The following is a 14,010-nucleotide window of genomic DNA, read 5'->3' as shown; positions in this document are numbered from 1 at the left end:
ATACTAACATATGCTTCCATCATAACGGTTAGGATTTCCGTCAACGCCTACTTGCAAAACTTTCGGGCTGCCCTCATGAGTCCATTCAACATAGAATCAACTGCTATATTCTCACCACCAATAGCTCTCTGAAGTTGAATTTTATATGTCTACTACTCTCATTCAATGGTTTTAATCTATTATATATATTAAAAAATATTATGTCAAGATAGCCAAATTGGCAAGACTATAGAACTATACTAACAAAATTTTAGTTCGTCATAATTCACATTGGCGCACCATTCCTGCAAATATTAGTGCTTTAATCTTTCAAATCTAACTGTTAAATTTATCCAATTTATATTATATAAAATTTTTATTTTCTACTATTATTATAAAGCTTTCTCCATTATATACTCATTATATCCGGAGTCATCATTCACCTGTTCTTCTATTATTTTAAATCCTCTATTTATATAAAATTCTACCGATTTTTTATTTTCCTTATATACTGCTAATTTTAACTTTTTATATTTATCTATTACATAATTTATTAAATTTTTACCTACACCTTTGCCTTGAAAATTTATATCAACAAATAAGGCACCTATAAATTCATTATTTATTATATTTATAAACCCCTTTATACCTTCTTCATCCTCATATACAAAAGTTTCAGACACAGGTATGTATACATCCTTTACAGTTTTATAGTTATTTTGCCAATATTCTTTACAGATGAAATCATGAGCTTTTGTGGTGCTTTTTATCCATATATCCATCACTTTATCTATATCTTTATTTTCCAAATTTCTTATCATATCACTTCACTCTTCCTTTATAGCATATATATTTAATATTATCATTTACTATTAAGTAATACTAAGTACATATATAGTTCTGTATTATTCTTGTAATAAAAAGTGCCGTAGATAATTAAATTATTAATTACTTACGGCACTTAAATGTATTATTTATTATAATCTCGATAATTCTTCTGATACTATGTCCTGTTAGATAATAATTTTTAGATATTTCTCATTTAATACCCTATATTTATTCTCTAATTACCAGATTATAAGCTGCTTTGTGATTCACATCTGCATTATCCTATAAGTTTAACTGAATAATATAAGAGAGCTAGGAAAAGATATATTGAAAAAACTGTTGAGACATATGAAAAAAATGAAGTCATAATGAAATTAAATTAAAATAAGTGGAGGAATGGAGTAGTGTTTTTAAAAGTAGAAAATTTAAAGAAAAGCTATAATACTGGTGAGATAACCACAACAGTTCTTAAAGGCGTAGATATAAGTTTAGATAATGGTGAAATTGGAGTAATACTTGGACCTTCTGGTTCAGGAAAATCAACACTTCTTAACATTATAGGAGGAATTGACAGGTGTGACTCAGGTACGGTTTTAGTTAATGATATAGACATTACCCCTCTAAATGATAATAGTCTTACAGACTATAGAAGAGAAAATATTGGATTCATATTTCAGTTTTATAATTTAATACCTAATCTTACTGCTGAAGAAAATATAGAGGTTGTTTCAAATATTAGCAAAACTCCACTTAATACTGATGATGTATTAAAAGCTGTAGATATGCTTGATAAAAAACAGAGATTCCCAAGAGAATTAAGTGGTGGTGAGCAACAGAGAATTTCCATTGCAAGGGCCATAGTTAAGAATCCAAAACTCTTATTGTGCGATGAACCAACAGGTGCTCTTGATTTTTCAACCTCAAGAGAAATATTAAAGCTTCTTCAGAATATCAACAAGAAGTTTGGTACGACCATACTTATGATAACTCATAATACTTCAATCAGTGCTATGGCTAATAAAATTTATAAGGTTAGAAGTGGAGAAATCGTTGAGAGTTTAATTAATGAAACAATCATACCTGCGGAAAGGATTGAGTGGTAATGATTATTAATAAAAAAATCAAAAGAACAATACTTGAAAGCAAGTCTCAATACTTTGGTTCTTTAGCACTTATTATTTTTAGTTGTCTGCTTTTTACAATGTTTAACTTAATTTCAATTAATCTTACCTCATTATCATCTTCTTTTGAAAAAGATTATAAACAAGAAGATGCAAATTTTATGGCAAATCAAAAAATAACTAATATTGAAGTCTTGGAAACAAAATTTAATATGCTGATGGAGGAAACAAAATCAGTTGATTACTCTATATCAGAAAGTAAAACCTTAAGGATATTCAGTGAAAATAAAAAAGTTAATATTCCAGCTATAATCAAAGGTAATAGTTTAAGTGAAGGAAGCATTCTGATAGATTCATTATATGGAAAAGCCAACAAGTTAAATATAGGCGATAGCATAAAAATTTATAATAGGAATTTTACTATAGCTGGTTTTATATCTCTTCCAAATTATATTTATCCATTAAGGTCTGAATCAGATATAATCAATGATCCAAACAGTTTTGGAGTAGCGGTATTAAGCAAAGAAGATTTTAATAGTTTAAATATAGGCAATCTTGCTTATGCAATAAGATTTAATGGGGAGAGAGAGAATATAGATGATAAAATATCTGAACTTAAAGATTATCTAAGAAGTAAAAATATTATTATACTTAGCTGGATGAATGTAACTGATAACCCAAGAGTAACCTACTTTGCAGCAAAGCTTTCTGGAATTGAAAAGATGAGTTCTTCTATGCCTGTAGCTGTACTTATTCTTACATGCATATTAACTGGAATAGTTATGTTTAGAATGTTAAAGCGAGAAGCTATTATTACAGGAACCCTTTATGCTCTAGGTTACAAAAAAAGAGAGATTATGAAGCATTATCTTTTATACCCTTTAATCATTTCACTATTAGGTGGATTTTTAGGAACTATGCTTGGAGTACTAACTTTAAGGCCTATGATGAATTACTATGTGACATTTTTTAATATTCCGGTAAGTTCTTTAAGTTATAATATAATTTATATGATAACAAGCATTCTGCTACCAATATTCTTTTTAGTAATATGCAGTTATTTTGTAGTTAATAAATCACTTAAAAGTTCACCTGTAGAACTTATGAGAGGTGGAAATCAAAATAATAATGTTGGTTTCTTAGAAAGAAAAGTAAATCTTGAAAGGTTCAGTTTTAATACCAAGTTCAAAATTAGGGATCTTATTAGAAACATACCAAGAAATACATTTTTATTGCTTGGCATAATCATGGCGACAATGTTGCTACTCATGGGATTTGCGTCAAAAAGCTCCATGAACTTGCTTCTTAAGGATTCTTTTAATGAAGCATTTAAATACAATTATCATTATGTATTCAATTCTATTCAAAATGGTGTGCCCGAAAAAGGAGAAGCTTTTTTAGAAATACCATTTGCAATGAAATCAAACAATAAAACTACATTTACAGTGTATGGTGTAAACCCTGACTCTAAATATATATCTTTTAAAGAAAAATCAGGTAATACATTAAAATCTGATAAAATTATTATTACAAGACCCCTTGCTGATAAACTCAATATTAGACCTAAAGATACTATAAATATAATTAACAGGCTTGATTCAAAAGAATATACCATAACAATTGATAATATTGCAGAAACTTTTGTAGGACAATATATTTATATACCTATTAATGACCTTAATGCTATGCTTGGCTTCCCTCCTAATAGCTATATTGGATTATGGAGTACAGAAAAAATAAATATTCCAGCGAATAACCTATTAGCTGTAGTAACAGTTGATGATATGAAAAAAGCTTTTGATACAATGACAAAACCACTTCAAGCAATAATTGGAGGTGTAGCTTTTATGTCATTTATAATTGGACTTATTGTAATATATGTTGTTACTTCTCTTACTATAGAAGAAAATAAGGATAATATTTCTCTTATGAAGGTTCTAGGTTATAAAAAAAAGGAGATTTATGCCTTGATTTTAAATAGTTCCAGCTTTATAGTGCTACTTGGATATATTTTAGGCGTGCCTATATTACTTGGTTCATTAAATGCATTATTTAAATCGATGACAAAAGATATGAGTATATCTTTCCCAGTAACTATAGATTACATATATATTCTAATTGGTTTTTTGATAATATACTTAACCTTTGAACTTTCAAAACTATTAAGCAGGAAAAAGATTAATAGAATTTCCATGGCTGAAGCATTAAAGTCTAGAACAGAATAAAAATAATTTTTAAAGCCAATTTCCCTTAAAGTTAGAAATTGGCTTTATACATCATTTAAAAATTAAGATTAAGTTTCTTGGTCTTGATATAGAAGTTAAAAGCAAAGAAAAAAGTGCTCCATCCTCACAAGATTAGCACCTTTTCTTAATTAACGTTATTAATTTAATCCAATAGCCCTAAAACAAAATAAGCACTCTGCGAAAGCGACTAACACCAATCTAAGATATGGGTTATCTACTTTTGTTCAAGGATTGTTTAGTGCTACCAACACTAAGCTTTTCTTATTTATATTACATTGAAAATAAACCTATATAACTTTTTATTTAAAATTTTTAATCTCAATAATATAAATTGGAATTTTGTTTTAATATTTTTTTACAATATTGGTACACAAATTTCACAATAATGCTTATTTATCATCTGCATTGCATAGCGTTCAAGAATAGGCCTTCTATCATCAAACTCATAATTTCTTTTTGCTAACTCAGAAAATATCTCTAGCCATGCTTTTTGCATAGCATCTGTCGTATGACTTATTTTAAATACGCAATATTTTCCACCAATAGTTTTTCCAAAATTAATACACTTATTATCAATCTTGAATTCATCCGAAACAACTAAACATGTATCATAACGACAATTTTTAGGTTCTGTGAATTCAGGATTATCTTGGGCTATTCCTAATATAATTGAATTTTCATTAAATAAATTTTTTTCTTTAGCCCAACTTTTTAATTGTTCCATTATTTGAATATTATCTGAACCGTAAGGACCTGTTCTTCGTATATAAGCAATTTTATATGATGGTATTATTTCAATATTAATATCCATAACTTACCTTCTTCTTAATAGAGTACATCGATGCCTAAATTCATCATATAATGCTTTAAAATGTATTTCAACTTATTTTTTAAAATAGCCCAATTTACTATTTGTCTATTATTTTAATGCTGCTATATCTCCACTTTTAATGGCAGTTAGCTTTTCGGATATTTTTTCAGTACTCCAATTCCACCACTGAATTTTAAGTAAATCCTCTATAACAGAATCTTCAAATCGCTTCCTAATAATTTGGGCTGGAATCCCACCAACTATAGCATATGGTGGTACATCTTTTGTAACTAAAGCTCTTGTTCCAATAATTGCACCATCACCAATATGCACCCCAGACATAATAACAGCTTCAAATCCAATCCAAACATCATTTCCAATTATAATATCGCCCTTATTGTCCCATGCTTCACAAACATTCATTGTACTATCCCATGCTTCACAAACATTCATTGTACTATCCCATGCTTCACAAACATTCATTGTACTATCCCATTCCTCATAAAAAATAGGAAACGGATATGATGACAATGATTTTAGAGTATGATTTGCACTATTAAAAATAAATTTTGCTCCACAAGCAATAGAACAGAATTTTCCTATAATAAGCTTATCTTTATTAACAAAAGGATAATGGTATAAAACATTTTTATTCTCAAAATCCTTTGGGTCATTATTAAAATCGTTGTACATTGTAAAATCATCTACGATAATATTTGAGTTAGTTATTACATTTTTTAAGTAAACTGTACTAAAATCATTTGTTCTAGGATAAATCTTTTTAGGATTAGGTTCTTGTCTCATACTTCTCAGCTCCTTTTAATATATGGTTTGTCATCACCACACTACAGTAAGATTATAGTTCTATTTCCCATACTTTATCCAGTTCATAAATGGTTCTGTAATAAACTTGTCTATTTTTGCACCAATAAATTAACAAGGGTGTTTTTATATCATATGAATACATAATATAAAAACACCCTTTTAAATTATATTAACTGTTTTTCGCCTCTGATTATTCTTCTAATACTATCTTCAGTAAGATAAAATTGCTTTGAAAGGTCTTTAACAGATACTCCACTGCTATATTTATTATAAATTTCATTATTTCTTTTCTTTAAACTACTTTTTATACCACTGTTCTCACCCCAAGATTTTTTACGTTCACTTTTCCTGGGTATATACAAGTAAGCGCCATCCATATATTGTTGTATTAATTCAATAATATCTTGTGACAATATATTTTGTGCTTTTTCATATTTCATAACTATTACTCCTATCTACATTTAGTCTGTAAATTATGAAGCAAAGTTTGCACAAAAATATTTTAGCCTAAATTAATCTAAATTAGGCCCCGAACAAGATTTTGTTCTATATTTTCATGCAATCTTTGCACGGAGCCTTGGACAACAGCAAGTATTGATACATCTCTCATATATATTCCTCCCTTATACGTTTAATCTATAAGTGATAAACTATATTTTACCAACCTATAGAGTAATTTTACCATATGAATTTATAAAAAAATATTATCATAAAATTATAGTAGATAAAAAGTGTAATAGCAATTGAGGTTGCCAAAGTGTTTATAACAGTATCTTTTAAAATCGAATAGAGTATACTCCAATATATGTTTTTAAAATTTTATATATAACTTAATATCTTGATTTTTGTTTCTGAGCAATATAGAAATCATCAATACCACTTTTTTTCATAGTATCATTATTTTCTCTCCATATTTTAGTAAGAGACTCATTATACGTTGTTGGTTTACAAGGATATTTAGAACACTCGAAGCAAAAGTTTACTTTTTCTTTTTTATGACACTTATTTATACTGCATTGACACTCAGACTTATCAATAAAACGACATCCAGGACAATTACCATTTGAAAAATGCCTTAATATAGCTAAAAATTCTTCAAAATAATTAAATATAGGCATAAACCCTTTTATTTTTTCAACCATATTCTCAAAGTTCTCTAAATTTTCATTAAGCTCCTTACTTAATAGTACAATCTTACTACCTTTATAATTAGCACACCTTGAACAATCATTTCCACAAGGTGCTAATTCTTTTATAGCTTTTTCATAGTTATTCATAACAATTCCTCCTCTTAATAACACAAAATATTTGTTTTCACTTATATAGATGCAATAAAAAAAGGAAAGTAACGTTTTATATAAAAATTTTAATAATTTATATTAATTAATTAAACTCCAATAATCTAATGTATTCAGTCAGTTTGGGATTTCTTTGGAATGACTTGCGGTATTTTATTTATTAAGTTAATAACTTCTTCATACCATTCTTTTGAAGGTTTTCTATCTGGCATGTTTTTATATAGAAAATTTATTTTACTACGTACTTCATTGTTAAAAGTATAATTTGACTTTGTGTAATCCAACTTTTCAATTAATTTGTGTTTATTAGCTTCCTTTTGCAAATTATCTCTGTTTTTAGAAAACTCTATCCAAGCTTTACAGCTGCAAGGATTGCTTACATCTAGAAGATTACAATGGTTACTAAAAAATTAGTCTAAATTCATATGAGCACGATACCGAAGTCCCTTTGTGGCACTTTGGGAAATACCTATTATTTCTGAAACTTCATCTAAAGATAATCCAAACATATCAATTAATGAAAATGCTATTCGTTGATGTAATGTAAGACGTCTTACCATCGCAAGAAAACAACCATTTTGTAGTTCACGAATACTTTCTTCTACAATTATTTCCTCTTCAGGTTTTGGAAGAATATCGCTTAATAACTCTCCTTCATTTTCAAGAAGTTTAATATCCTCATAAAGTAATTCACTATAATTTTTATTTTTTCTTTCTCTCATTAGAAAATTATTAAAGCATATTTTTCTAAGCCAAGCTTTAATTGCATTTGTATCTTTTAAAGTATTAATTTTTTGCCATGCATTAATAAAGGTTTCTTGCGCTAAATCTTCTGCAACGGAAGGATTGCAAGATAATTTTACAGCATAGTTAAAAACATACGTCCCATATGTGTTTATAATTGTTTCGATATCCATTAATCTTCTCCTTTGCAAATGTATTCATCCTTAGTAAAAGTATAATATACTTCCACTACGCACTATAATTAGGATCATCAACTTTAAGAACTGATTTAAACTTAATTCCTATATCAGTTATCAGTTCCATTGGACTGCATACTCCATCTGAAAAATTAGTATGTGTATGCAAATCTATCCTATAATTCATATTTATACTTCTAGATTAGACTACATCTACTACATTAAAGCCTTGTTCTTTAGCTTGTTCAATAAAATTTTCTCCATCAATATGAATACAATAAACTTGATTTCTATATTTTTTAGGAACAATTTCACTTAACACCCTTAATGACGTGTGTACATTTCCCTCATTATCATTAAGGCATGTATCATGATAAATTAAATTTCCTGATTCTAAATACGGAATTAAATCAAAATTTGTTTCATATGTGTCGCCACTATAAAAAATATCATTTCCATTATTAAACTCTAGTTTATAAGAATAAGTATTTAAGTTCTTAACATGCTTAGTTATTGATGCTGAAAATGTCAATCCTAATGAGTAAATTTGCTTATTATTAGCATCATCTATAATAAAACTTTCACCTTCTTTTAATCCAAGAAGTTCTAGAAACATACTTATTTTTTCTTTTTCATTAAAATAAACCTTAGTTACTATTTTATATTTCCAATGACAAAACCCTATAAATCCACCTAATGAACCTATATGATCTGAATGCATATGCGTGATTAACACATGTATTTCTTTAATTCCTTCAACCAATTCTTTTTCTAAAATCCTTTTAAATACAGTTTCTCCACAATCAATAAGTAATAAAGTTTCATTTTTTCTTATATAAGCAGCAGTATTTCCTTCTTTAGTATGATAACCTGAACCTCTTCCTAAAAACTCTAATTTATTCATAATTCCTCTTATTCACCCCAATATTTACACTTTACTTATAATACGGTTCTCCGTATAGCCCCTAAGTGAGGTTTATATTTTTATTCCGGTCTAAATTCTAAGTTACTATAATATTTGCTTATACATCATACTAGATAATATTACAGTATCTCCAATTTCATTTTTTATATTTCATAATATCTATAATCTATTTCCTATATACCTTTTTTAAGTCATCTAAAAATCTAAAAATAGTAGTCATTTCTTCCTCTTTATACTTATTCAAAATTTCCATTAGCTTTTCTCGTTCTTTTTTATGAAAATATTCATGTAATTTAAATAAGACCATGCCTTTCCCTGTTAGGCTATAATAAATTTCTCTTTTATTATTTTCTATCCTATCTGCTTTAATAATCTCCTTTGAAAGAAGCTTTGAATTTATTTTTGATATACCACCTTTAGTCATATCAAGTTCTTTTGCTATAAATATATTATTAGGCATATTGTTTTTACCTATACATTCAATAACGTGAAACTCTGATAATGATATATCTCTTATATCATCTTCTGATATTTCACTAAGTTCCTTCTTAATCTCTTCTTCATCTTCTTTTATCTTTAAAATTGCTTGAATTAAATTTTTTTCTTGATTTTTATATGAATCACTTACATTATTTATAAAAGAAATTACTTTTTCAAATAATGCCTCTGACTTCTCATCCTTATTATCTATTATAATAAATCTACCCCCTTTTAGTTTCTTGGTTAACAATATATATTATAATTCAAAAAATTTTTTATTCAATATTAACAAGACTGTTTACAAGGAAACCTTTTTATGATATTATTTATATAGTTTCCAAGGAAACTATATAAGGTTTAATGGAGGTTTTAAAAATGAAAATTGATTTAACATTAGAAATTAGTAAGGAAGTACTTTCCTCAAGTCTTAAGAAGGCAATAAATGAAGATAAGGCCTTTGGATCTATAGGTCATATAGGAACTCATTTTGATATTATGGATAAAGAGTTTCCTCTTGATTATATAAATAGAACCGGAAAAATATTTAATGTATCTCACATAAGAAATAGTGAGATTTCATTAAAGGATATTGATTTAAACGAAATTAAGGAAAATCACTTTATTATTTTTTATACTGGTTACTTAAAGAATATGGGCTATGGAACAGCCGAATACTTAACAGATCATCCTGAGCTTTCTAAGGAACTAATTGATTATTTAATAAGTAGAAAAGTTAGTCTAATAGGAATAGATTCACCTGGAATAAAAAAAAGTTCTGAACACAGAGATATAGATCAGTATTGTGCAGATAGAAATATATTTATTGTTGAGAATCTAAATAATCTTGATCTATTATGGTCAGAGGCTAAGAATAATTCTTTTACTATGTACACTTTTCCTCTTAATATAAAAGGTGCAACAGGTCTTACATCTAGGGTCATAGCTGAACTATAAAATCATTTGGTTCTTTATAAATAATTTTGTACAAACTAGGTATTAGATACTGTTTATTGATAATAATCTTTATAAAAATATATAATTAAGAAATATTATAAACTCAAAAAACCCCTTAAAGGTAATTATAATTACTTTTAAGGGACTTTTCAAAATTCAAAAACACCTAAATATTATTAATATCATACCTTTTTACTTATAGTGCAGCGCCTGTACCATTAAAACTTCTATTAAATTAGAATGATAAATACTTTACAGAAAAAAATCGCATTTACTTATGGTACGGTTCACTATTAATAATGCTAAGTAATTTTACCATATGAATTTATAAAAAAATATTATCATAAAATTATAGTAGATAAAAAGTGTGATAGCAATTGAGTTTACTAAAGTGTTTATAACAGTATCTGTTAAAATTGAATAGAGTATCCTCCAATATATGTTTTTAAAATTTTACATATATAACTTAATATCTTGATTTTTGTTTCTGAGCAATATAGAAATCATCAATACCACTTTTTTTCATAGTATTAAGCAAAGCAATACACATTAAATTATAATTTTTTTAAAATTTCATTAATATATTTTTCTCCTTTTTTAACAATATCAAATTCTCCATTAAAAAAACACCATGAAGCCATAAGTCCTCTTACAAAACTTTCTAGATATAGAAATATTTCTTCATCAGTTTGATTTGTTTCAAACACCTTTTGATTAATTCCTTCTAAAATTAACATCTTTAATTCTTTAACAAATTTTCGTCTTTCAAAGTGTTTGCTATCACCATATACACATTCAGTTAAATTAGTTACATAAGCACGACATGTCATTGTATATCCAACATAATTAGTAAACATAAGCTCTGCTATAAGGAATTTTTCTATTTTTTCTTTAATACTCATATTTTCATGTTCTGAAATTAAATTATTATATTGATTTAGAACATACTCACTCATATCAGAATAGTAACTTTCTTTTACAATATCTTCTTTAGATTTGTAATGAACATAAAAAGTACCTTTTGCAACACCAGCTTTTTCACATATCTCACTTATAGTAACATTTTCATATCCTTTTTCCTTAATTAATTTAATAGCAGTCTCAAACACTTTATTTTTTGTAAGAATAGCTTTTTCTTTTCTTAACATATATATTCCCTTCTTGATTTTTTATATTAATAAGCATATAATAATGACCATAGTCAGTGACTAAGGTCATTATTATGATAAACTATTTAAAGGAGAAAATCAACATGTTTATATTAAATCTTACCTACATTAAACCTATTGGTGAAGTAGAAAAATATTTGCCTAGCCATATATTATTTCTTGAAAAATACTATAAGATTAAAAAATTCATTTGTTCTGGAAGAAAAAATCCACGTGCAGGTGGAATTATTCTTTGTAATGCTCAAGATATTAATGAAGTTAATACCATAATAACTGAAGACCCTTTTTATAAAGAAAATATTGCTAATTATGAAGTAATTGAATTCATGCCTACTAAATATGCAACTAATTTCAAATACTTTGTTTAACTAACAATAAAATCCCCAGTTTATAATTGGGGATTTTATAATCATTCTTAATTTTTCAATTAGATTATTATACCTTCAAAATGATCCATTTCATGTTGAATTATTTGTGCTATAAATCCAGTAAACACTTGCTTTTGCTTCTTAAAATTTCTATCAAGATATTCTACCTCTATCATTTCATATCTTTTTGTTTTTCTAAAGCCAATTAAAGATAAACAACTCTCTTCTGTTTCATAAGGCTTTTCTTTCTTTAATATAACTGGATTTATCATAGGTACAATAATGGTGCCTACAGCAAATACCAATATACGCTTTTTTACTCCAATCATGTTTCCAGCTAGTCCCACACACTGCTCTACGTTTGCTCTTAATGTATCTATTAAATCATCAATTACTACTATATCATTTTTAGTTGCCTCTTCTGATTTTTGTCCTAAAAATAATATATCTTTTACAATTGGTTTTATCATTATTTATCTTTAATGAGAGTGTGTATAACACGTGCAAAACCCTCACTAAAGTTCACCTCTTTTCATTTAATACTCTTTTTTGTGTATAACATGTTAATAATTTTAAAATCTATAATTAACATCATTTTTATTGTAAATATAGTGTTTATTTTTCATAATAGAACGTTGGTACTGTTTCAAATTCCACATTATGATTCTGGCACCATTCATTAAAAGATTTTATTCTATCACTTTCTCGATATTTCCACCACATATTATAAAGCCTATTGTAATAATTAAAATCCTCTATTAATGGTTTATCAATTCTATGTTTGTGCAATAATATATCACATTTGTTGACTACTTTATTGTATGTATCTAATGTAATTAAACAACCTTCTGGGAAATGATGTGCTCCCCAATCTAATTTTGTTAACAAAGATGTAAAGTACAATTGAATAGTTCTATCATCACATTCTTGATGTGAGTATGCCTTTTCAATAATTTTATCGTCTTTATCAAAGAATTCGTAATACCATCTTATCTGAGGCATATAGTTGCTATCACAATCTTCTTTTAAAATTTTAGATATTCTTGTCATTATTTCATATGGAATATCTACATGATGAAACATTCTAGAATACAAATTCGTATATTCTTCTTGTTCACATACTGCTTTACAATAATGATAAGTAATACTTTTTTTCTTTTGTTTATTCAAACTATCAAAATATTGCATTGTTTCTCTTATACTTTTATTTGCTTGTTTTTTTAAGCCTTTTTCCCATAATTCATAGTAATCATTAAACCCATTTTGCAGTCTTTCATCTTCAAATCCTTCAATAAATGCTCTTTTAACGATTAAACTCATTCACTCACCTCCTGATAAAAAATACTCATTTTTTAATTATTTTTTTGATTGTGCCTAAACTTTAAAAAAATTATAACATAAACCAATGGCACTTTTAATATCATTGGTTTATTTTTCTATATATCAAAACCTATTTGAACTTCATTATTTTTCTCTTCAAAAGCTCTCATATAATTAAAAACTTCTCTTATCTCACAGAGTATAGCTATTGAATGATAAATAATTTTATTTTTTATAGATATATTTAAATTTAATCTCTCATTTCTAATTTTATAAAGAAAAATTAAAATTATTATAAATCCCAGCAAAGTGCCACCGTGCTGACCTATTTTATACACATAAATTTTATGGCCCAACAAATCTATTGAGTCTCTAAGAAAATTCAGTTTCATTACAAAGTATCCAGTTTCATGTGTAAAAGAATCCCCAAATACATGTGTCATCATTCCTACAATACTTGAATATGCAAAAATTACAGCTTCTCTAATATTAGTTACATAATTACGATTTCCTATTAAAGAATGAATAATTTTTTGATATACAACTAAGCAAATTTAATATAAATGCATCTTTTATATATTTATAATATATAAAGTTTAGAAGAAAACATAAGGGGATATTTAATATTACTGTTCCTAAAATAGTATGCCCGAAATTAGAACTTGGATTAAATAATATAAAATATATAAAATCTGGGGCCATGGATCCTAATATTAATCCACTCAAATTTAAATATTTATTTTTCATAACAACTTACCAGAATTCT

Annotated in this window: 17 protein-coding genes and 1 pseudogene; 4 read left to right on the top strand and 14 right to left on the bottom strand. The window is 26.8% G+C overall.

The window, feature by feature from the left end; genetic code table 11:
* Positions 1-371: 371 nt before the first annotated feature.
* Positions 372-800, bottom strand: coding sequence for an N-acetyltransferase (locus ACYUET_RS01285; protein WP_460277299.1), 429 nt, complete (start codon positions 798-800; stop codon positions 372-374).
* Between the two features lie 411 nt (positions 801-1,211).
* Here ACYUET_RS01285 and ACYUET_RS01280 point away from each other — a divergent pair, with 411 nt between their 5' ends.
* Together ACYUET_RS01280 and ACYUET_RS01275 are read left to right on the top strand one after the other, a co-directional pair.
* Entirely contained in the window at positions 1,212-1,910 is a 699-nt protein-coding gene (locus ACYUET_RS01280; RefSeq protein ID WP_460277298.1) for an ABC transporter ATP-binding protein, read from the top strand.
* Positions 1,910-4,153, top strand: coding sequence for an ABC transporter permease (locus ACYUET_RS01275; RefSeq protein WP_460277296.1), 2,244 nt, complete (start codon positions 1,910-1,912; stop codon positions 4,151-4,153). The genes ACYUET_RS01280 and ACYUET_RS01275 overlap by 1 nt, the downstream gene beginning before the upstream one ends.
* Before the next feature lie 376 nt (positions 4,154-4,529).
* Here ACYUET_RS01275 and ACYUET_RS01270 read toward each other — a convergent pair whose 3' ends face one another.
* From ACYUET_RS01270 to ACYUET_RS01235, 8 genes and pseudogenes are all read right to left on the bottom strand, one after another.
* Positions 4,530-4,985, bottom strand: coding sequence for an AraC family transcriptional regulator (locus tag ACYUET_RS01270; RefSeq protein ID WP_460277294.1), 456 nt, complete (start codon positions 4,983-4,985; stop codon positions 4,530-4,532).
* Between the two features lie 108 nt (positions 4,986-5,093).
* The gene (locus ACYUET_RS01265) at positions 5,094-5,789 is read right to left on the bottom strand and encodes a CatB-related O-acetyltransferase (RefSeq protein ID WP_460277293.1); all 696 of its coding nucleotides are present in this window, start codon (positions 5,787-5,789) and stop codon (positions 5,094-5,096) included.
* Positions 5,790-5,974: 185 nt separating this feature from the next.
* The gene (locus tag ACYUET_RS01260) at positions 5,975-6,250 is read right to left on the bottom strand and encodes a CD3324 family protein (RefSeq protein WP_460277291.1); all 276 of its coding nucleotides are present in this window, start codon (positions 6,248-6,250) and stop codon (positions 5,975-5,977) included.
* Between the two features lie 390 nt (positions 6,251-6,640).
* Positions 6,641-7,087, bottom strand: a complete 447-nt coding sequence (locus tag ACYUET_RS01255; RefSeq protein WP_460277290.1) for a DUF3795 domain-containing protein — start codon at positions 7,085-7,087, stop codon at positions 6,641-6,643.
* Positions 7,088-7,221: 134 nt separating this feature from the next.
* Positions 7,222-8,025, bottom strand: a pseudogene (locus ACYUET_RS01250) (RNA polymerase sigma factor).
* 55 nt (positions 8,026-8,080) lie between these two features.
* Complete coding sequence (locus tag ACYUET_RS01245; protein ID WP_460277289.1) at positions 8,081-8,215, bottom strand: hypothetical protein; 135 nt, start codon at positions 8,213-8,215, stop codon at positions 8,081-8,083.
* Positions 8,216-8,230: 15 nt separating this feature from the next.
* Entirely contained in the window at positions 8,231-8,932 is a 702-nt protein-coding gene (locus ACYUET_RS01240; protein WP_460277287.1) for an MBL fold metallo-hydrolase, read from the bottom strand.
* 187 nt (positions 8,933-9,119) lie between these two features.
* Positions 9,120-9,650 carry a MarR family transcriptional regulator gene (locus ACYUET_RS01235; protein ID WP_460278226.1) on the bottom strand — a complete coding sequence of 177 codons (531 nt, stop codon included), beginning with the start codon at positions 9,648-9,650 and terminating at the stop codon, positions 9,120-9,122.
* 158 nt (positions 9,651-9,808) lie between these two features.
* On the opposite strand from ACYUET_RS01235, the gene ACYUET_RS01230 reads away from it, so the two are divergent.
* Positions 9,809-10,387, top strand: a complete 579-nt coding sequence (locus tag ACYUET_RS01230; protein WP_460277286.1) for a cyclase family protein — start codon at positions 9,809-9,811, stop codon at positions 10,385-10,387.
* Between the two features lie 554 nt (positions 10,388-10,941).
* Here the strand turns inward: ACYUET_RS01230 and ACYUET_RS01225 are convergent.
* Entirely contained in the window at positions 10,942-11,535 is a 594-nt protein-coding gene (locus ACYUET_RS01225; RefSeq protein WP_460277284.1) for a TetR/AcrR family transcriptional regulator, read from the bottom strand.
* A gap of 104 nt (positions 11,536-11,639) precedes the next feature.
* On the opposite strand from ACYUET_RS01225, the gene ACYUET_RS01220 reads away from it, so the two are divergent.
* Entirely contained in the window at positions 11,640-11,924 is a 285-nt protein-coding gene (locus tag ACYUET_RS01220) for a YciI family protein (protein ID WP_460277282.1), read from the top strand.
* Between the two features lie 59 nt (positions 11,925-11,983).
* Here ACYUET_RS01220 and ACYUET_RS01215 read toward each other — a convergent pair whose 3' ends face one another.
* The 4 genes from ACYUET_RS01215 to ACYUET_RS01200 form a co-directional block, all read right to left on the bottom strand.
* The gene (locus ACYUET_RS01215; RefSeq protein WP_460277280.1) at positions 11,984-12,394 is read right to left on the bottom strand and encodes a peptide deformylase; all 411 of its coding nucleotides are present in this window, start codon (positions 12,392-12,394) and stop codon (positions 11,984-11,986) included.
* A gap of 145 nt (positions 12,395-12,539) precedes the next feature.
* Positions 12,540-13,244, bottom strand: a complete 705-nt coding sequence (locus ACYUET_RS01210; RefSeq protein ID WP_460277279.1) for a hypothetical protein — start codon at positions 13,242-13,244, stop codon at positions 12,540-12,542.
* Between the two features lie 116 nt (positions 13,245-13,360).
* Positions 13,361-13,759: a DUF4184 family protein gene (locus tag ACYUET_RS01205; protein ID WP_460278225.1), complete on the bottom strand. Its 399-nt coding sequence runs from the start codon at positions 13,757-13,759 to the stop codon at positions 13,361-13,363.
* A complete protein-coding gene (locus tag ACYUET_RS01200; protein ID WP_460277277.1) occupies positions 13,746-13,991 on the bottom strand; it encodes a DUF4184 family protein in 246 nt (81 codons plus the stop codon). Before ACYUET_RS01200 ends, ACYUET_RS01205 begins: the two co-directional genes overlap by 14 nt.
* Positions 13,992-14,010: the final 19 nt, after the last annotated feature.

It is taken from the genome of Clostridium sp. CTA-5, from assembly GCF_054768135.1.
This window is presented reverse-complemented; position numbering and strand designations above follow the sequence as displayed.